This is a genomic window from uncultured Pseudomonas sp., assembly GCF_913774235.1.
In the GTDB taxonomy this organism is placed as follows: Bacteria; Pseudomonadota; Gammaproteobacteria; order Pseudomonadales; family Pseudomonadaceae; genus Chryseomonas.
Map to the genome: position 1 here is coordinate 389,645 of NZ_CAJYDW010000012.1, position 17,843 is coordinate 407,487.

The 17,843-nt window shown below is 66.3% G+C and carries 14 protein-coding genes and 1 pseudogene; 8 read left to right on the plus strand and 7 right to left on the minus strand.

The annotated features are described in order from the left end of the window. Window positions 1-256: 256 nt before the first annotated feature. Window positions 257-1,390, plus strand: coding sequence for an MFS transporter (locus QZ471_RS11290; RefSeq protein ID WP_295463692.1), 1,134 nt, complete (start codon window positions 257-259; stop codon window positions 1,388-1,390). On the opposite strand, the gene QZ471_RS11295 is transcribed toward QZ471_RS11290, so the two are convergent. Further along, window positions 1,387-3,999 (minus strand): excinuclease ABC subunit UvrA, encoded by a 2,613-nt coding sequence (locus tag QZ471_RS11295; RefSeq protein ID WP_295463694.1) that lies wholly within the window; start codon window positions 3,997-3,999, stop codon window positions 1,387-1,389. The genes QZ471_RS11290 and QZ471_RS11295 overlap by 4 nt on opposite strands. A 406-nt stretch (window positions 4,000-4,405) precedes the next feature. Between QZ471_RS11295 and QZ471_RS11300 the strand changes: the two genes are divergently transcribed. Further along, window positions 4,406-5,110 carry an MgtC/SapB family protein gene (locus tag QZ471_RS11300; RefSeq protein WP_295463696.1) on the plus strand — a complete coding sequence of 235 codons (705 nt, stop codon included), beginning with the start codon at window positions 4,406-4,408 and terminating at the stop codon, window positions 5,108-5,110. Between the two features lie 8 nt (window positions 5,111-5,118). Here QZ471_RS11300 and QZ471_RS11305 read toward each other — a convergent pair whose 3' ends face one another. The 4 genes from QZ471_RS11305 to QZ471_RS11320 all read right to left on the minus strand — a co-directional run bounded on the left by QZ471_RS11305 (window position 5,119) and on the right by QZ471_RS11320 (window position 10,831). Beyond that, window positions 5,119-6,312, minus strand: a complete 1,194-nt coding sequence (locus QZ471_RS11305) for a DUF2252 family protein (RefSeq protein ID WP_295463698.1) — start codon at window positions 6,310-6,312, stop codon at window positions 5,119-5,121. Window positions 6,313-6,446: 134 nt separating this feature from the next. Next, a complete protein-coding gene (locus QZ471_RS11310) occupies window positions 6,447-7,154 on the minus strand; it encodes a hypothetical protein (RefSeq protein WP_295463700.1) in 708 nt (235 codons plus the stop codon). Between the two features lie 252 nt (window positions 7,155-7,406). Further along, window positions 7,407-9,038, minus strand: a complete 1,632-nt coding sequence (locus QZ471_RS11315; protein ID WP_295463702.1) for a methyl-accepting chemotaxis protein — start codon at window positions 9,036-9,038, stop codon at window positions 7,407-7,409. A 389-nt stretch (window positions 9,039-9,427) separates the two neighbouring features. Next, entirely contained in the window at window positions 9,428-10,831 is a 1,404-nt protein-coding gene (locus tag QZ471_RS11320; RefSeq protein ID WP_295463704.1) for a PLP-dependent aminotransferase family protein, read from the minus strand. 206 nt (window positions 10,832-11,037) lie between these two features. Here QZ471_RS11320 and QZ471_RS11325 point away from each other — a divergent pair, with 206 nt between their 5' ends. The 3 genes from QZ471_RS11325 to QZ471_RS11335 all read left to right on the plus strand — a co-directional run bounded on the left by QZ471_RS11325 (window position 11,038) and on the right by QZ471_RS11335 (window position 15,188). Then, a complete protein-coding gene (locus QZ471_RS11325; protein ID WP_295463706.1) occupies window positions 11,038-11,469 on the plus strand; it encodes a carboxymuconolactone decarboxylase family protein in 432 nt (143 codons plus the stop codon). Window positions 11,470-11,854: 385 nt separating this feature from the next. Beyond that, window positions 11,855-13,552 carry an aspartate-alanine antiporter gene (aspT, locus tag QZ471_RS11330; RefSeq protein WP_295463708.1) on the plus strand — a complete coding sequence of 566 codons (1,698 nt, stop codon included), beginning with the start codon at window positions 11,855-11,857 and terminating at the stop codon, window positions 13,550-13,552. Between the two features lie 16 nt (window positions 13,553-13,568). Next, window positions 13,569-15,188 carry a bifunctional aspartate transaminase/aspartate 4-decarboxylase gene (locus tag QZ471_RS11335; RefSeq protein WP_295463710.1) on the plus strand — a complete coding sequence of 540 codons (1,620 nt, stop codon included), beginning with the start codon at window positions 13,569-13,571 and terminating at the stop codon, window positions 15,186-15,188. A gap of 49 nt (window positions 15,189-15,237) precedes the next feature. On the opposite strand, the gene dmeF is transcribed toward QZ471_RS11335, so the two are convergent. Further along, window positions 15,238-16,164, minus strand: coding sequence for a CDF family Co(II)/Ni(II) efflux transporter DmeF (gene dmeF / locus QZ471_RS11340; protein WP_295463712.1), 927 nt, complete (start codon window positions 16,162-16,164; stop codon window positions 15,238-15,240). A gap of 7 nt (window positions 16,165-16,171) precedes the next feature. Beyond that, window positions 16,172-16,447, minus strand: a complete 276-nt coding sequence (locus tag QZ471_RS11345) for a metal/formaldehyde-sensitive transcriptional repressor (RefSeq protein ID WP_295463715.1) — start codon at window positions 16,445-16,447, stop codon at window positions 16,172-16,174. Window positions 16,448-16,672: 225 nt separating this feature from the next. Between QZ471_RS11345 and QZ471_RS11350 the strand changes: the two genes are divergently transcribed. The 3 genes and pseudogenes from QZ471_RS11350 to QZ471_RS11360 all read left to right on the plus strand — a co-directional run. Beyond that, complete coding sequence (locus tag QZ471_RS11350; RefSeq protein ID WP_295463717.1) at window positions 16,673-17,029, plus strand: YajD family HNH nuclease; 357 nt, start codon at window positions 16,673-16,675, stop codon at window positions 17,027-17,029. Window positions 17,030-17,179: 150 nt separating this feature from the next. After that, entirely contained in the window at window positions 17,180-17,332 is a 153-nt protein-coding gene (locus QZ471_RS11355) for a hypothetical protein (protein ID WP_295463719.1), read from the plus strand. 102 nt (window positions 17,333-17,434) lie between these two features. Continuing rightward, window positions 17,435-17,763: pseudogene (locus QZ471_RS11360) on the plus strand (M24 family metallopeptidase); the annotation flags it as partial. Window positions 17,764-17,843 lie beyond the last annotated feature (80 nt).

Here is a 17,843-nt window from a genome sequence, read left to right on the forward strand (position 1 = left end):
GCATGCTAAGGCTTGTCTGAAAAGTCGCCGAGCGAAGGTCAGGCAAGGCAAAAATCAGCGAGGAAGCGGAGTTTACGAGTGGTAAATGAGCATTCCGAGCTGATATTTAACGCCGCATGACCGAGCGTAGGCACTTTTCAGACAAAGCCTAGTTCCAGCGGTTTGCCTGCGGCGGGATTAGGGCATCTGGAGAGCTACGATGATGGCGAGCTGGCGACGCATACCCCGCGGGGTCTGGATTCTGGGTGGGGTGAGTATGTTCATGGACATCTCTTCGGAGATGATCCACAGCCTGCTGCCGCTGTTCCTGGCCACCGGTCTGGGCTTGAGCGTGCTCTATATCGGCATCCTCGAAGGGGTGGCCGAGGCGACCGCGCTCATCACCAAGATCTTTTCCGGCGTACTCAGCGACTACCTGGGCAAGCGCAAGGGCCTGGCGGTGCTGGGCTATGGCCTGGGCGCCCTGAGCAAGCCGTTGTTCGCCCTGGCCAGCGGCGCCGGCCTGGTGTTCGGCGCGCGCTTCCTGGATCGCATCGGCAAGGGCATCCGCGGGGCGCCACGCGACGCCCTGGTGGCCGATGTGACGCCGCCGGAGATCCGCGGCGCCGCCTTTGGCCTGCGCCAGTCGCTGGACACCTTCGGCGCCTTTCTCGGCCCACTGCTGGCGGTGGGGCTGATGCTGCTCTGGGCCAACGATTTCCGCGCGGTGTTCTGGGTGGCGGTGATTCCCGCCTTCATCGCCGTGGCCCTGCTGTATTTCGGGTTGGACGAACCCAGGGCGGCCATCGTCCAGGCGCGCACCAACCCACTCACCCGCAGCCAACTGGGCAAGTTGCCGGCGGCCTTCTGGCAGGTGGCGCTGCTCGGCGGCGTCTTCACCCTGGCGCGCTTCAGCGAAGCCTTCCTGGTGCTCAAGGCCGAGCAGGTGGGCGTGCCCCTGGCGCTGGTCCCCTTGGTGATGGTGGGCATGCAGCTGGTGTTCTCGCTATCGGCCTATCCGCTTGGGGCGCTGTCCGACCGGGTCAGTCACCGCGCATTGCTGGCCTGGGGCCTGGTCCTGCTGATCGTGGCTGACCTGGTATTGGCCTTCAGCAGCAACTGGACCGGTCTGGCCGCGGGCATCCTGCTCTGGGGATTGCACATGGGCATGACCCAGGGGCTGCTCGCCGCCATGGTCGCCCGCACCGCCCCGGCCGAATTGCGCGGCACCGCCTTTGGCCTGTTCAACCTGGTCAGCGGCCTCGCCCTGTTGCTGGCCAGCAGCATCGCCGGCGCGCTCTGGCACTTCCTCGGTTCCGCCGCCACCTTCCAGTTCGGTGCCCTGGCGGCGGCGCTGACGCTGCTGGTGCTGGCGGCCTGCCGGCGCAGCGTGGCACCGCTGGCGGACTAGTCGAACAAGGGCCGCAGATAGGGCGCCGTAGGGCTGGCGGGGTCATCCGCCACCGTGCGGGGCGTGCCGCTGGCGACGATGCGACCGCCCGCGGTGCCGGCGCCGGGGCCGATGTCGATCAGCCAGTCGCTGCCGGCCACCACCTGCAGGTTGTGCTCCACCAGGACCACGGTGTTGCCTTCATCGACCAGGCCGTGCAGCTGGCGCATCAGGCGCTCCACGTCAGCCGGGTGCAGACCGGTAGTGGGTTCGTCCAGCACATAGAGGGTGGTGCCGCGGCTGGTGCGTTGCAGTTCGGTGGCCAGCTTGATGCGCTGGGCCTCGCCGCCGGAGAGTTCGGTGGCCGGCTGGCCGAGCCGCAGATAGCCCAGGCCGATGTCGGTCAGTACCCGCAGCGCTCGCGCCACCGGGGCTTCCTTGGCGAAGAAGGCCAGGGCCTCGTCCACGGTCAGGCCCAGCACCTCGGCGATCGTCTTGCCCTGCCAGCGCACCTCCAGGGTCTCGGGGTTGTAGCGCGCGCCCTGGCAGGTGGGGCAGGCGGCATAGACGCTGGGCATGAACAGCAGTTCGACACTGACGAAACCTTCGCCCTCGCAGGTCGGGCAGCGGCCCTTGGCGACGTTGAAGGAAAAGCGCCCGGCGTCGAAACCTCGTTCCTGCGCCGCGGGGGTGGCGGCGAACAGCTTGCGCACCCCGTCGAACAGCCCGGTGTAGGTAGCCAGGTTTGAGCGCGGCGTACGGCCGATGGGTTTCTGGTCCACCGGTACCAGCCGGCGGATACCGCCCAGGCCGCCGACCACCTGGCCGGTGGTGGCGGGCAGGGCGTCGGCCTCCAGTTCCGGGGTCCCGTCACCGTCCTCGGCGGCGCGCTGGCCCAGCTCGGTGCCGACCAATTCCAGCAGCGCCTGGCTGACCAGGCTGGACTTGCCCGAGCCGGAGACACCGGTCACCGCGGTCAGGCAGCCCAGGGGAAAGGCGGCGTCCAGGCCCTGCAGGTTATTGCGGGTGACCCCCGCCAGGCGTAGCCAACCCTGGGGTTCGCGGGGTGGCCGGGTCTCGCGCTGCGGCGCGGCGAACAGATAGCGTGCCGTCACCGATTCCTCGACCTCGGCCAGGCCGGCGGGCGGACCGCTGTAGAGCACCCGGCCACCGCCTTCACCGGCCGCCGGGCCGACATCCACCAGCCAGTCGGCGCGCTTCATGGTGGCCAGGTCGTGCTCCACCACGAACAGCGAGTTGCCCTGGGCCTTGAGGCCGTCGAGGGCTTCCAGCAGGGCTTCGCCATCGGCCGGGTGCAGGCCGGCGGAGGGTTCGTCCAGCACATAGACCACGCCGAACAGCTGGGACACCAGCTGGGTGGCCAGGCGCAGCCGCTGCAATTCACCGGAGGAGAGGGTGGTGGTGCTGCGCTCCAGCGCCAGGTAACCAAGGCCCAGGCGGGTCAGGGTCTGCAGCCGCTCCAGCAATTCGGTGGCCATACGTTGGGCCGCCAGGCGTTTCTCCGGCGAGAGATCGGGGGTGCGGCGCACGTCCGGCGCACCGGCGTGGTCGCTGCCGCCGGCGGCCTTGCGTCGGGCGCGGTCCTGCTTGCCGGCCTTGGCGTCCAGCACACTCACGTCTTTTGCCTCATCGAAATCGCCGGCCGCGACCCGGCGCAGCAGCACGGTCAGGTCGTCCAGCGGCAGCCGCGACAGCTCGCCAATGTCCAGGCCGGCGAAGGTCACCGAGAGCGCCGCCCGGGTCAGGCGCTTGCCGTGGCACAGCGGGCAGGTCTGGCCGATCATGAAGCGCGCCGCGCGCTGCTTCATCTTGGCGCTCTGGGAGTTGGCGAAGGTGTGCAACACATGGCGCCGCGCCCCGGTGTAGGTGCCCTGGTAGCTGGGCTCGGCCTTGCGCTTGAGCGCCGCGCGGGTCTGCTCGGGGGTGAGGCCGGCATAGACCGGTACCGTGGGCTGCTCTTCGGTGAAGAGGATCCAGTCACGCTGCTCTTGCGGCAGGTCGCGCCAGGGGACGTCGACGTCATAGCCCAGGGTCACCAGGATGTCCCTCAGGTTCTGCCCGCCCCAGGCGGTGGGCCAGGCCGCGATGGCGCGCTGGCGGATGGTCAGCGAGGGGTCCGGCACCATGGAGGCCTCGGTCACCTCGTAGACCCGGCCCAGGCCATGGCACTTCGGGCAGGCGCCTTGGGGCGTGTTGGGCGAGAAGTCCTCGGCATAGAGCATCGGCTGGCCGGCCGGATAGCGCCCGGCGCGGGAATAGAGCATCCGCACCAGGCTGGACAGCCCGGTCACGCTGCCCATGGACGAACGACTGCTCGGCTGGCCGCGTTGCTGCTGCAGGGCCACCGCCGGCGGCAGACCCTCGATGGCTTCTACCTGGGGCACGCCCACCTGGTCGATCAGTCGCCGAGCATAGGGCGCCACCGATTCGAAGTAGCGCCGCTGGGCCTCGGCATAGAGGGTGCCGAAGGCCAGTGACGACTTGCCCGAGCCGGACACCCCGGTGAACACCACCAGGGCATCGCGGGGAATGTCCACGTCGACGTTCTTCAGATTGTGCTCGCGGGCACCGCGGACGGAGACGAAACCGGGGCGGGGGGAGGAGGGCATGGCAGATCCAGGACGGGGGTATAGGGGATGGGACCCTGGCGAGAATGCCGGGTTGCGTCGTGCATTGGTATAGGTCGGCCGCCGCCGTCTTGACCGGCCGGGAGGGGCGGCGCTACCTTCCGCGGCGTCTACAGCAACCCTCAGGAGTCCTGCCTTGGACAGTCAACCCGGTCGATCTCGACGGGCCTGAGCGGCGAGTCCTGCGGCAGCTTTCCTGCCACCGTCTCGCTGCCCGGGCGAACGGTGGCGCAGCGTCGCTTTGGCGATACGCTTCCTCTCTTCCACGCCGATCTCCTTCCCTTTGGGCGGGCCGTCGTCGTGCTGTCTCGATCTTCCTGCACCCTAAGCCCCGGTCGGCCGCCATGCCGACGACCCCGCCGGCAGCTGCCGGCACGCGAGGTGGATCTTGGATTGGAAAGTCTTCCTGCTACGCGCCTTCGTGGCGCTCGCCCTGGGCGCCCTGATCGGCGCCGAACGCCAGTTGCGCCAGCGCCTCACCGGGCTGCGCACCAATGCCCTGGTCAGCACCGGGGCCTGCCTGTTCGTGCTGATGACCCAGGCGGTTCCCGGGATGGCGGCCGATGCCTCCCACGTTGCCGCCTACGTGGTCTCCGGCATCGGTTTTCTCGGCGGCGGCGTGATCATGCGTGATGGCCTCAACGTGCGTGGGCTGAACACCGCCGCCACCCTCTGGTGCACCGCTGCCATTGGCGTGCTGTGCAGCATGGGACTGCTGCTCGAGGCCGGGCTCGGCACCCTGGTCGTGCTCTGCGCCAATATCCTGCTGCGTGACCTGGCCCAGCGGCTGAATCATCAGGACGTGGTGCCGGCCAGCGAGGTGGAGCTGCACTTCGGCGTGGAGATCGTCTGCCGCGCCGAGGACGAGATCCAGGTGCGCAGCCTGATGCTGCACAGCCTGGAAGGCGGCGGCCTGCGCCTGCAGTCCCTGCACAGCCAGGACCAGGCCAACGCCAGCCGGCTGGAGGTGCATGCCGAACTGCTCGGCAACTCCGGCGCCACCGCGCAGCTGGAGCGCCTGGTCAGCCGCATCTGCCAGGAGAAGGGGGTGAGCTCGGCGCGCTGGCAGGTACGGGAGATGGGGTTGGAGTAGGAGCCTGTCTAGTCTTGCGCATGCTCCAGGGCATAGCGCCGGCAATGCTCCAGGTAGCCCATCTCGTGGGCGCCCACCAGTTGCACCACGCTGCTCCACAGCCAGGAGGGCGCATCCAGGGTCCGGGTGCGGTTGCGCTGCAGGTCGCTCATCCACTCCACGCGGGTGGCGAGGTCCATCTGCCGGGCATGGGCGCGGCCTGCGACCCGCGCCAGATAGGCCGCCGCGCCCATGGCCTCGCGGGCACTGATCTCGTCCAGCTCCAGTTTGAGATCCTGGGGCAGCAGTTCACGGATGAAGAAGGAGTGCTCCAGCAGGCGCACCGCCAGCATGCGATTGCCCAGGGCGGGGGAGAGTTGGCGGGCACCTTCCACCACCCGCTTGCCGTTGTCGCGCGGCATGGCGGCGTGGGCGGCCCGTGGTGCGGCGGCGGCTACCGCCTGCTTGATGTCGATCAGGCAGAAGTCCTGATCGTCGCCATCGTCTACCCCCAGCAGCACGGCGTAGCGGCGCAGGCCCAGGGAACTGCAGCCCTTGACCCAATAGGCGCTGTCGAGCAGCTCCACGCGGCTGTCGTGGCTGCGGCCCTTGAGCGAGGTCACCAGGGCATGAATACCCGGCGTCTGGCACAGTTCGGCGATGGCCTGGCGCTCGGCCTTGCTCAGCTGCCAGAAGTGCTTGCCCAGCGGCAGCTTCGGCCGGGTATTTTCCATGCGCTCGCGGGCCAGGTGTTTCCAGGTGCGTTGCACCGCGCTGCGCATCCCGGCCTTGACCTGGGCCGGGCGCGGCACCTCGCGCTCGAGATCGTCCTCGAAGGCGATCTCGTAGCCGCGCATCATCTCTTCCAGCATCCGCGCGGTGGTCACTCCGGGCAGATCGGAGCCGCGCGCCGCGGTAGCCAGCGACAAGGCCAGGCGCACCAGGTCATGGGCCGGATTACCCACCACGGTCTGGTCCAGGTCGCGAATATTGACGTCGGTGGCACCCTTGAGGTCGCCAGTCGGGCCGAGGTTGCCGGCATGGCAATCGCCGCAGATCCATACCGCCGGTCCATTGGGCAGGTTGCGCCCCGGCTGGCTGTGCAGCCACTCGTAGAATTGTACGGTGCTGCCGCGCACATAGGCGTGGGCGGAGCGGGCCATCTTCAGGTTGCGCAGCTGGTTGAGGCGGGGCAGTCGATCGGCGGGACGCGGGGTTTTCATGCAGGACGGCGGCCAGAAGGAGGAGTTCTTCAGACCGCTTCGTCTAGACGATGTTTCAAGCTGTTTCTAAGCAATGGCTATCAAATCACCTCATCACAGTGACCAAGGAGTCATCGCGCTAGTCTGGTGAATGCCTAGCCAAGCAACTTGGGTAAGCCCCATCCACCCTGCCCATCGAGAGACATAATTGATAATAGATAGTTGTCGACTCGGCGAAGACTGATGGGTTGTCGAGTATGCTTTTCCAGCAGGTCTCTTAATGTCAGAATGCGGACGCACCAATCTTGGTAACGACTTACCTGTCCGAAGGTGCGCCAGCCTCTATAACTTTGCTCCAGTTCCTCCATGACCCAGGACCAGCCTTCTCGAACGTAAGAGTCGACTATGGGAAAGAGGCCGGGTCTGTGAAAGTGTAAGTATTTGGACGCGAGACTGCTGTTTTCACGATTATTGGCGAGCTGCAAGGCGCTACATAGCTCGCGATGGATGGCAACAACCTCAGGCAGGCGTTCAGGCGTAAGTCGTTGATCCCAGGAGAATTCGTCGAGCATCCGAGCGCACTGAGATTTGGCGATAGCTTCCGCGGCGGCTATGACGACCTCGAGTGCCTGTCTCTCGTCCTTCATCTCCCCATTGGTTTTGCGGCGCTCCACCGACGCTGAATAAGTGCGACCTATGAGTAGCAGTTTGCCGATGATTGCCGATGGATCAGTGTTGCTGGGGTGGGTGACAACGGCGTCGTATAGCATTTTGTTTAGCACGTCGAACGGAGGGCAACCCTGTTCGTTTCCCAGCCATTCCGGCTTGGGCGGGAAAAGAAAAGTGACAGCTTGGGTGTTCATCGGGCGTCTTCTCCGCGATAAATCACCTTTCTCAATTTGATGTTGTTCATAGATTGCATTCCCTTGCTTTGATATTTGGATATTGCCTTCTATGGGCAGCTAAAGCTGTCCTGTAGGTCGGTCGTCAAGCTTTGCATCTATTTTTGTAACGGTAGGAACTCGCTATGTCCTGAAATTCGCCCGTCTCGACGTAGGGGATTCCAGGTTTTGGCGTTTTGACTATCCCTCGTGGTTCCGTTTGGGATGCAATCCTTAACACCTGAACTGCCCGATCTGCCGATTGAGGTCCTTGGCCAGGGCGTCCAGGGATACCGCCGTCTGCACCGTCTCGCCGATGGCCTCGCTGTTCTGCTGGGCCATCTGGGCGATGCGTTCGACGTTGCGGGCCACGTCGTGGCTGGCGGCGGTCTGTTCGCGCAGGGCGAGGGAGATCTGGTTGACCACCCGCACCACGTTGTCCGACGAGCCGTTGATGCTGACTACCGCCTCGCCGGCCTGGTTGGCCAGGTCGACGCCGGCGTTGACCTGGCGCACGCCCACGTCCATGTCGGCCATGGCGGCCTGGGTGGCGGCCTGGATCTTTTCGATCATGGTGGCGATCTCCTGGGTGGAGTTGGCGGTACGCTGCGCCAGCTGGCGAACCTCATCGGCCACCACGGCGAAGCCGCGACCCTGTTCCCCGGCCCGGGCGGCCTCGATGGCGGCGTTGAGCGCCAGTAGGTTGGTCTGGTCGGCGATGCCCTTGATCACGCTGACGATGGAAGAGACCCGCTCGGAGTGTTCGCCCAGTTCGCCGATGCGGTCGGCCGAAGACTGCACGGTGCCGGCGATGGATCTCATGCTGTCCACCGACGCCTGGATGGTGTGACCGCCATCCTGGGCGAGGCGACCGGACTGGCTGGACAGGTCGTGAGCCTCGTTGGCGTTGTCCGCCACGTGATTGATGCTCACCGTCAGTTCCTCGACGGTGGCGGCCATGCTGGAGGCAGCGCTGGATTGCTCCTGGGCGGCGGCGGAAAGTTGCTGCGAATTGGCCGAGATGCCCTGGGCGGCGGCGACCAGTTGGTCGGTGCCCTGCTTGATACCCTGGATCATCTCGCGCAGCTTTTCCTGCATCAGCCTGAAAGCGCCGAGCAGCTGGCCCACCTCGTCGCCACCGCTTTCGCTGATGGGCGAATCCAGGCGGCCGTCGGCGATGTTGCGTGCCACCGTCACCGCCTGGGCCAGGCGGCCGACGATGGTGCGCGACAGCGACCAGGCGATGCCGAGGGCCAGCAGAGCGGCAATCACCCCGCCGACGATGAGCGTCAGCATGGCCTGGCGCTTGGCGTCGTCCATCGACTGGGTACGGGCATCCAGCAACTCGGTCTCGCGGGCCTTGATCTGCCCCAGCAGCGTGCGCATGGCGTCCATCTTCGCCTTGTCCTGGGCGGTGGCGATGCGGGCGGTGAGGGTATCCAGGGGCAGGGTGCCGGCGTTGACCTGCCGACGCAGGGCGATGATCTGCTGCACCGAATCGTTGGTCCAGGTGGCCTTGTCCGCGCCGAGCTGGCTCAGGCTGCGCTGCTGCTCGGGGTTGTCGCGGGTGAGCTGGAGCAGCTCCTGCAACTGCGCGGCGAATAGCCGCTCGCCTTCGTTCAGCGGGGCGAGGAAGTCGTCCTTGCCGGTCAGGGCGAAGCCGCGCATGCCGGTTTCCATGTTGACCAGTGCCAGCAGCGCCGCATCGGAATCCTGCAACACGTGGTAGGAGTGAATGTTTTGCCGGACCGCCGAGTTGACCTCGGTGAAGCCCCGGCTGGCGGCGAGGATCAGCGCCAGGATGATGACCAGGATCGCGCCGAAGCCAAGGTTGAGTTTTTTCGAGATAGTCAGGCGTTTCAGCATGGAATCCTCGGGCGGTGACAATGGGGACGGTGCTGGCGGACAGCGGCGACGTGGCGGCTTCCAGGCGTGGCGTACGCCAAGGTGCAGTCGTCTGGCCGGTGTCTGACCGACGGGTTGAAAAGGGCACGGCGACCGGCCAGCAGGTGCTTGCCAGAGCCGCAGGAACCGTTTTTGGAGGCAGAGCTGTAGGAAAAGTTTTCTGTGACTCGGTACGCATTTTTCCGACCGCGGCGGCCAGTGAGGCCTTCCCGAAAGCCGAAAGCCAAGCCTGGTGCTGGATACGTACGGGACTGCAAGACGGGCTTTGCAGAGCGGTCAGCGATGGATGGTCGTGCAGGTTGGCTGAGTGGTGACCCGTTACCGCCCCGGAGGCACCGCCGCGGGACGGCTCAGGGCCTCAACTGGGCCAGGCGTTGGGCCAAGGCCAGGGCCTCGTCGGGCTGGGCGACGTTGGTGAAGCCCAGCAGCAATCCCTGGCGTTGCGGCGTGGCCAGATACCAGGGCGACAGGGCCTGGACCGCCAGCCCCTCGGCCTGGGCCGCCGCCGCCCAGGCCCGGTCGTCGCCACCCTCCAGGCGAGCCAGCAGGTGCAGGCCGCCGGCCTGGAGTTCGATCCGTACGCCCTCGCCGAGGCTGACGCCCAGGGCCTCGGCCAGCCACTGGCGACGTTGCCGATAGAGCTTGCGCATCCGATTCAGGTGGCGGGCGAAGTGGCCTTCCGCCAAGAAGCTCGCCACCGTGGCCTGCCACAGTTGCGGGACATGGTTGTGCCGGCGGTCGACGCTGGCGACGAAGGTGTCCACCAGCCGCGGCGGTACCACCAGATAGGCGAGGCGCAGGCCGGGAAACAGCACCTTGCTGAAGGTGCCGGTGTAGAGTACCCGGCCGCCGTCGTCCAGGCTCTTGAGCGCCGGCAGCGGCTTGCCCAGGTAGCGGTATTCGCTGTCGTAGTCGTCCTCGACGATCCAGGCGTCGGCCCGGCGCGCCCAGTCCAGCAGTGCCAGCCGTCGCGGCAGGGCGAGGGAGACGCCCAGTGGACTCTGGTGACTCGGGGTGACCAAAGCGCAGCGGGCGTGGGGGGCCTGGGCGAGACCGGCGGCGACGTCCAGCCCCTGGGCGTCCACCGGCACCGGGACCAGTTTCAGGCGTGCGGCCTGCAGCGCCTGACGGGCGATGAAGTAACCCGGTTCCTCGAACCAGCAGGGATCGCCGGGCGCTAGCAGGGTCTGGACCACCAGGTCCAGGCAGGCGCGATAGCCGGCGCAGACGAACACCTGCTCGGGCGCACAGGCGATCCCGCGCGACAACCCCAGGTAGGTGGCGATGGCCGCCCGCAAGCCGGCGTGGCCACGGGCGTCGGGATAGACCAGGCCATCCAACCCGGCACCGCGCAGTTCGCGGGCGGCCAGGCGGTTCCAAAGTTTGCGCGGAAAGGCGTCCAGGGCCGGGAGGCCCAGCTGTAGGGGCAGAGCCGCGCCGCCGGGGTGGGTCACTGCGGGGGCTGGGGTGGACAGTGTGGTCGCGGTAGCGAGCGGGGCAGCTCGGCTCCATTGCGGCGAGACGATGGTTCCCGCCGGTCCGCGGGGCACCAGAAAGCCCTCGGCGATCAGTTGCTGGTAGGCCGCCTCCACCGTCCCCCGCGCCACGTTGAGTTCTGCCGCCAGGGCACGCACCGCTGGTACCCGGTCGCCGGGGTGCAGCCGGCCTTCGTCCAGGGCGTCGCGAAAGCGCTGGTACAGCTGCCGATAGAGGGGCAGGGCGAGACGCTTGTCGAGGGCGGCGGAAAGGATCATGGCCTAGTCGTTTGTCGTTTTCTTGGCCCTACAGCCTAGGGCATTCGCTGGCTAGAGTGGCGCCATCTTGATCGGAGACCTGCCCCATGGCCCTCATCTTCCACTTGGTGGGACCGGATTCCCCGTTGTGCCTGGCCAGCTTCGCGCTGATGAGCGAGTTGCGTCCCCATCTCGCGCCTTACCCCACGATCGTTTCGGAGTGAATCATGAGTCTTCTACGCCTGCCGTTTGCCACCCTGTCCCCCACTGCCTACCAAGGCCTGGTCGCCACCAGCCAGGTCCTGGCCGACAGTTCGCTCGGCCTGCCGCTGGTGGAACTGGTCTACCTGCGCATTTCCCAGATCAATGGCTGCGCCTTCTGCCTCGGCAAGCACGCCCAGACCCTGCGTGAGCAGGGCGTCGCCCAGGCCAAGCTGGACCGCCTGGCCGGCTGGCGGATCAGCGAGCTGTTCGACGCCCGCGAACGTGCCGCCTTGGAGTGGGCCGAGACGCTCACGCACGTCAGTGACAAGGGCGCACCCGACGTCCTCTATGAGCCCCTCAAGGCGCACTTCAGCGACGCCGAGATCTCCGACCTGACGATGGCGGTCGCGTTAATGAATGCCTTCAATCGTCTGGCGGTGGGGATGAAGCTCTAGGGGCTGGACGAAAGGTCGCCATGATGGCTTGCCCCGAGGCGGTGCAACCCGAGTGACGGCGGGCGCTCGGACCCTCGTCGACTGCGGCCGGGAGATGCCCTTGGTGTCCGGAATTCACCGCTGAAAACCACCTTTTCACGGCCCGGACTCGTCACAGCCGCGCTTTTGACAGCTCTGGAATGCTGTGCTTAGGTTCTTTGGGCCCTGTTGAGTTATGTCTTCATATGACATGACTATTTTCAGCAGGTCGCCCTCGTGGTCAGGGAAATCCTGCAGGGCACAGGCAGCGTACCAGGTGGAACGTGGTTCTCCGGGCAGCTCAGGTGTCAGGCCAGATACCCGCTTCACCTTCTTCCGCTTTCGGATCCCGGTCGAAGGTAGCCCCATGGAATACGTCCACCAGATCTTGAATCAGGCACCGGAACTGGCCCTGTTCCTCTCCCTGGCCCTCGGCTACTGGATCGGCAGCATCCAGTTCGGCAAATTCCAATTGGGTGGAGTCGCCGGTTCGCTGCTGGTGGCGGTGGTCATCAGCCAGGTCGGCATCAGCATCGACAACGGCATCAAGTCGGTGCTCTTCGCCCTGTTCATCTACGCCGTGGGCTTCGAGAGCGGCCCGCAATTCTTTCGCTCCCTGGGGCGGCAATCCTTACGCGAGATCGTCCTGGCGGCGGTGATGGCGCTGAGCGGCCTGTTGACCATCATCGCCTGCGCCCGGCTGTTCGGCCTCGACAAGGGCATCGCCGCGGGAATCGCCGCCGGCTCCATGACCCAGTCGGCCATCATCGGCACCGCCAGCGCGGCCATCGCCAAGCTCGACCTGCCGTTGGCGCAGATCCAGGTGCTGCAGGGCAACGTCGCCGTGGGCTATGCGGTGACCTACATCTTCGGCTCCTTCGGTGCCATCATCCTCTGCGTCAATGTGCTGCCCTGGTTCATGCGGCGCAGCATCCGCGACGATGCCACCAAGGCCGAGGCCGAGTTGCTGGCTGGCGCCAAGGTCTATGGGCCCGGAGAGTTGCCGGCGGTTCCGCCCCTGGTGGGACGCCTCTATCGCATCGACCAGGCCGCCGGCCAGACGGTGGAGCAACTGGAGGTGAGAGGTTCGGACGAGCCCCAAGGGGCCCTGACCATCGAGCGCATCAAGCGCGGTGGTGCCCTGGTCGGCGTGACTCCGACGACCGTGCTGGAAGCCGGCGACGTGGTCTTGGTCGTGGGGCGCCGCGCCGGGGTGGTGGCCATTGCCGCGCAGCTGGGCACCGAGTTGCAATCCTCGCCCGACATGGACGTGGTGGTGGTGCAGCGCGACGTCGCCCTCGACAATCCCGCCTTCGTTGGCCGCCGCGTGGCCGAGGTCCGCCAGGCCGCCAGCCAGGCCCTGCGCCACGGCGTCTACGTGGTCGGCGTGAAACGCGCCGGGCGGCCTCTGGCGTTGGAGCCCGATACCATCATAGAGGCAGGCGACCTGGTCACCCTCTATGGCACCCCGGACGACATCCAGCGGGTCGCCCAGCAGGTCGGCTCCCTCGTCGTCCCCAGTGACAAGACCGACTTCGTCTTCCATGGCTTCGGTCTGGCGGTCGGGCTGCTCATCGGCCTGGTCGTCGTCCGCCTCGGCGCCATCCCGCTCACCCTGGGCAGCGGCGGCGGGGCGCTGATCGCCGGGCTGGTGTTCGGCTGGTACCGCAGTCGCCACCTGACCCGCGGCAACCTGCCGCTGCCGGCCTCGACCCTGTTGCGCGACCTCGGCCTGGCCGGCTTCGTGGCGGTGGTGGGACTGCAATCCGGGCGCCAGGCGGTGGAGACCATCGCCACCCAGGGCCTCTCCATCTTCCTGATCGGGGTGGTGGTCTGCGTGGTGCCCATCGTCATCACCATCCTCGTTGGCCGCTACCTACTGCGTTACGACAACCTGGCGCTGTTCGCCGGGGCCGTCGCCGGTGCCCGCAGCGCCAACCCCGCCTTCGGCGAGGTGCTGGACAAGGCCGGCAACTCCATCCCCACGGTGCCCTTCGCGGTCACCTATGCCCTGGCCAATGTGTTTCTCACCCTGCTCGGGCCACTGGTGGTGGCCTTCGCCTAACCGAAGGAAACAAGTCATGAGCGAAGTTCAAGACGATTACGCCCAGTACGCCAAACTGAGTCCGTTCGAACTCAAGGACGAACTGATCAAGCTCGCCTCGGGCAGCGAGAACCGCCTGATGCTCAACGCCGGGCGCGGTAATCCCAACTTCCTGGCGACCCTCCCGCGGCGGGCCTTCTTCCGCCTTGGCCTGTTCGCCACCAGCGAGGCCGAACTGTCTTATTCCTACATGCCCCACGGAGTGGGTGGGCTGCCGCAGATCGATGGCATAGAGGCACGCTTCGAGCGCTACACAGCCGAGCACCGTGACCAGCCCGGGGTGTTGTTCCTGGCCAAGAGCCTGAGCTACGTGCGCGACCAGTTGGGGCTCTCGGCCTCAGCCTTTCTTCACGAGATGGTGGAAGGCATCCTCGGCGCCAACTACCCGGTGCCGCCGCGCATGCTGAAGATCTCCGAGCAGGTGGTCAGCCACTACATCGTCAAGGAGATGATCGGCGGCTACGTGGCCGCGGGTTCCGTCGACCTCTTCGCCGTGGAAGGCGGCACGGCGGCCATGACCTACATCTTTCACTCGCTGCAGCAGAACGGCCTGGTCAAGCGGGGTGACAAGGTGGCCATCGGCATGCCGGCCTTCACCCCCTACATCGAGATCCCGGAGCTGGAAGAATTCGGTCTGGAGCAGGTGCACATCCACGCCGATCCGCAGGCGAACTGGCAGTACCCCGACGCCGAACTCGACAAGCTGCGCGATCCGGCGATCAAGATCTTCTTCTGCATCAATCCCAGCAATCCGGCCTCGGTGAAGATGGACGACCGCAGCCTGGCCACCGTCGCCCGGCTCGTCGCCGAGGCGCGCCCGGATCTCTTCATCCTCACCGACGATGTCTACGGCACCTTCGCCGACGACTTCCGCTCGCTGTTCGCCACCTGCCCGCGGAACACCCTGCTGGTGTATTCCTTCTCCAAGTACTTCGGTGCCACCGGCTGGCGCCTGGGGGTGATAGGAGCGCACCAGGACAGCATCTTCGACCAGGCCCTGGCCGAACTGCCCGAGGCGACCAAGGCCTCTCTGGACCGCCGCTATGGCAGCCTGCTGCCGGACGTGCGCGGCCTCAAGTTCCTCGATCGGCTCGTCGCCGACAGCCGCACCGTGGCGCTCAACCACACCGCCGGGCTCTCCACTCCCCAGCAGGTGCAGATGGTGCTGTTCGCGCTGTTCGCCCTGATGGATGAAAGCGACGGCTACAAGACCGAGTTGAAGAAATTGGTGCGCCGCCGCGAAGCCGCCCTCTATCGCGAACTGGGCGTTGCCCCGGAAAGCGATCCCAATGCCGTCGACTACTACACCCTGCTGGATCTGGAAGACCTGGCGCGCAAACTCCATGGAGACGCCTTCGCCAACTGGGTGAAGGCCAAGTTCAGCAGTGGCGACCTGCTGTTCCGCATCGCCAAGGAGACCGGCATCGTGCTCCTGCCCGGCAAGGGCTTCGGCACCCAGCAACCGGCGGCGCGGGTCTCTCTCGCCAACCTCAACGAATACGAATACGCCAACATCGGCCGCTCGCTGCGGGCCATGGCGGAGCAGTACTTCGCCGAATTCGAAGGGGAGGGCGACCAGACCACACCGTCGAGCTGACCGCCGCGGCAGGGCGCTGGCCGGTGCGCGCCAGCCAGCGCCTCACCGTTCAGGCGATTCGATACTCCACCGTCAGGTGCGTGACCTCGTGCGCCGGCTGCAGGCGGCGGCGTACTTCGGCAGCGGCCATTTCCGCCGGACCGCTCACGCTGACGATGGCGGCACGCGCCTCGGGCCCCACGCGCCAGACGTGCAGGTCGGTGATCACCAACTGGTCTTTAGCGGCGAGCAACTCGCGGATCTCGGCGGCGACCTGGGCGTCGGTCCGGTCCAGCAGCACGGCGGCGGTATCCTTGAGCAGTGACCAGGCCCAGCGGGCGATCACCAGGGCACCGACGATGCCCATCAGCGGGTCCAACCAGACCCAGCCGAGCAGCTTGCCTGCCAGCAGGGCGATGATGGCCAGTACCGAGGTCACGGCATCCGCCAACACATGGACGTAGGCCGATCTCAGGTTGTTGTCTTCACCATGACCATGACCATGACCATGACCGTGTTCAGCTGGGTGATCGTGGTGGTGGTGACCATGACCCGACCCTCCCATCAGCAGCAAGGCGCTGATCAGGTTCACTGCCAGGCCGACGACGGCGATCAGGGTGGCCGTGCCGAATTGCACCTCGGTCGGCTGGAACAGCCTGAACACCGATTCCACGCCGATGCCCAGGGAGATGAGCCCGAGGATCAGCGCCGAGGCGAAGCCGCCGAGATCGCCGACCTTGCCGGTGCCGAAGCTGTAGGCCGCATCTTCCGCATGGCGACGGGCGAAGGCATAGGCGGCGACGGCAATGCCCAGGGCGCCGGCATGGGTCGCCATGTGGAAGCCGTCGGCCAGCAGCGCCATGGACCCGGTCAGATAGCCGGCGATGATCTCACCCACCATCATCACCAGGGTCAGCAACACCACCCAGAGGGTGCGGCGGGCATTGCGCTCGTGCTGGGTGCCCAGGAAGTCATGGCTGTGCGCGTGGTCGTTCATCTTTTCCTCACTTGGCATAGCGACGAATGGCTTCGAGCAACTGCTCCACGCCTTCGGCGCGCGCCTCATCGCTCAACTCGGGGCGGGCGACATGCTCGCGCGCGTGCTGCTCGATGATCTCCTCGAGCAGCCCATTGAGGGCGCCGCGGGTGGCCGCCACCAGATGCAGCGTCTTGGCGCAATCGGCTTCCTCCTCCAGCGCCCGCTCGATGGCCTGGACCTGGCCGGCGATCCGCTTCACGCGCTTGAGCAAGTCGTCCTTGTGAGCCTTCATGTGTGACATAGCATACCCCCCTATCCTATGGTGTTCACTCTAGGTCGGTTGGCGAGTCAGGGGAAGGGGGCGCTGCCAAGCGGTGGCCTTGGCAGGACCGTTCGCGCCCGAGCGGTGCAGGTCATTCCCCGCCACGGAACTTTGCCTTGGCTGGCGCGCAAGCCGCTGGCCGTCACCCACCAGGCCGGGCGCGGGCTATACTGAGACTCTCGACATGACCCCTCAGGACGCAGCATGGCCACCGATACCTCGAAGCTGGATCGAATCCTCGCCGAGACCCAGCGCGAGCGCGAACGCGGTTACCGCGAAAAGGCGCTGAAGATGTATCCCCACGTCTGCGGCCGCTGCGCCCGCGAATTCTCCGGCAAGCGCCTGAGCGAGCTGACCGTGCACCATCGTGACCACAACCACGACAACAATCCTCAGGACGGCTCGAACTGGGAATTGCTGTGCCTCTACTGCCACGACAACGAGCACAGCCGCTACACCGATCAGCAGTACTTCAGCGACAGCTCCCTAAGCACCCCCAAGGTGGCCCAGGCCACCCACAACCCCTTCGCCGGGCTGGCGGGGTTGTTGAAGAAGGACTGATCCCGGGCGAAGGTTGGGTTGAGCACGATCTCAACCGGTTAGCGGCTATTCATCGCGGCCATGGTGGTGCGCCGATGCGGCCGCTCCTACGGGAGCATCACGCTTCCGTAGGAGCGGCCCATGGCCGCGATGTGTTCTGGGCGAGGTTAAATGAGGTTGGGTCCTGGCGGTCCAGGCCCTGAGCAGCGGCGCCTGGACTACACGGCCGCCAAGCGCCTCGGGCTCATCACCCAGGAACTCGATCAGTTACCGCGAGCTCTCGACCGGGCGACCTACTTCATCACCGATGGGGCAGGCCGCTGAATCTGGGCCGCCGCGACCCCGGCCTCACTGTCCTCGGATAGGGCCTGGATACTTCGCTGCGCAGGTCGCCGCCTCGCGCGCGCCGGCCGATTTCCGCCAGGCGTTGATCCGATCAAGCCGGGTTTGACCTAGCGCGAATTCGCCGAGCGCTGCTGGCCGGTACCCAAGCAATTCGAGCACAACCGCTACACGACGATGGTTCACGGCTGTGGCCTGGCCGATGAATAGCCCAGCGTGACCTATGCGGTCGACTTCGCCGAGTGGGGCTACGACGGCGTCTTCGAAGAGAACAGGGTGATCTGGGTGGAGAGCTACATCGGCGAGCAGGGCGCGGCAGAAGGGGTGAGGCTGGAAGAGCAATTGTTGATCACTCAGGAGAGGCGGTGAAACTGTCCAGTACGCCGTTGCTGGATCTGCCGGAGGCGGGGTAGGGACACACGCCCGAGTTTCGGAGGCGGTGCCGGCTCTCTGGTAGCCGTCGACCAAACTCCCTGCGGGAAGACTGCTTGTA

What these genes read in the sequence shown, in the direction of transcription:
- QZ471_RS11290 (WP_295463692.1), top strand. Translation starts at nt 257, where the DNA reads ATGTTCATGGACATCTCTTCGGAGATGATCCACAGCCTGCTGCCGCTG.
- QZ471_RS11295 (WP_295463694.1), bottom strand. Translation starts at nt 3,999, where the DNA reads ATGCCCTCCTCCCCCCGCCCCGGTTTCGTCTCCGTCCGCGGTGCCCGC.
- QZ471_RS11305 (WP_295463698.1), bottom strand. Translation starts at nt 6,312, where the DNA reads ATGAAAACCCCGCGTCCCGCCGATCGACTGCCCCGCCTCAACCAGCTG.
- QZ471_RS11310 (WP_295463700.1), bottom strand. Translation starts at nt 7,154, where the DNA reads ATGAACACCCAAGCTGTCACTTTTCTTTTCCCGCCCAAGCCGGAATGG.
- QZ471_RS11315 (WP_295463702.1), bottom strand. Translation starts at nt 9,038, where the DNA reads ATGCTGAAACGCCTGACTATCTCGAAAAAACTCAACCTTGGCTTCGGC.
- QZ471_RS11320 (WP_295463704.1), bottom strand. Translation starts at nt 10,831, where the DNA reads ATGATCCTTTCCGCCGCCCTCGACAAGCGTCTCGCCCTGCCCCTCTAT.
- QZ471_RS11325 (WP_295463706.1), top strand. Translation starts at nt 11,038, where the DNA reads ATGAGTCTTCTACGCCTGCCGTTTGCCACCCTGTCCCCCACTGCCTAC.
- aspT (WP_295463708.1), top strand. Translation starts at nt 11,855, where the DNA reads ATGGAATACGTCCACCAGATCTTGAATCAGGCACCGGAACTGGCCCTG.
- QZ471_RS11335 (WP_295463710.1), top strand. Translation starts at nt 13,569, where the DNA reads ATGAGCGAAGTTCAAGACGATTACGCCCAGTACGCCAAACTGAGTCCG.
- dmeF (WP_295463712.1), bottom strand. Translation starts at nt 16,164, where the DNA reads ATGAACGACCACGCGCACAGCCATGACTTCCTGGGCACCCAGCACGAG.
- QZ471_RS11345 (WP_295463715.1), bottom strand. Translation starts at nt 16,447, where the DNA reads ATGTCACACATGAAGGCTCACAAGGACGACTTGCTCAAGCGCGTGAAG.
- QZ471_RS11350 (WP_295463717.1), top strand. Translation starts at nt 16,673, where the DNA reads ATGGCCACCGATACCTCGAAGCTGGATCGAATCCTCGCCGAGACCCAG.
- QZ471_RS11355 (WP_295463719.1), top strand. Translation starts at nt 17,180, where the DNA reads ATGAGGTTGGGTCCTGGCGGTCCAGGCCCTGAGCAGCGGCGCCTGGAC.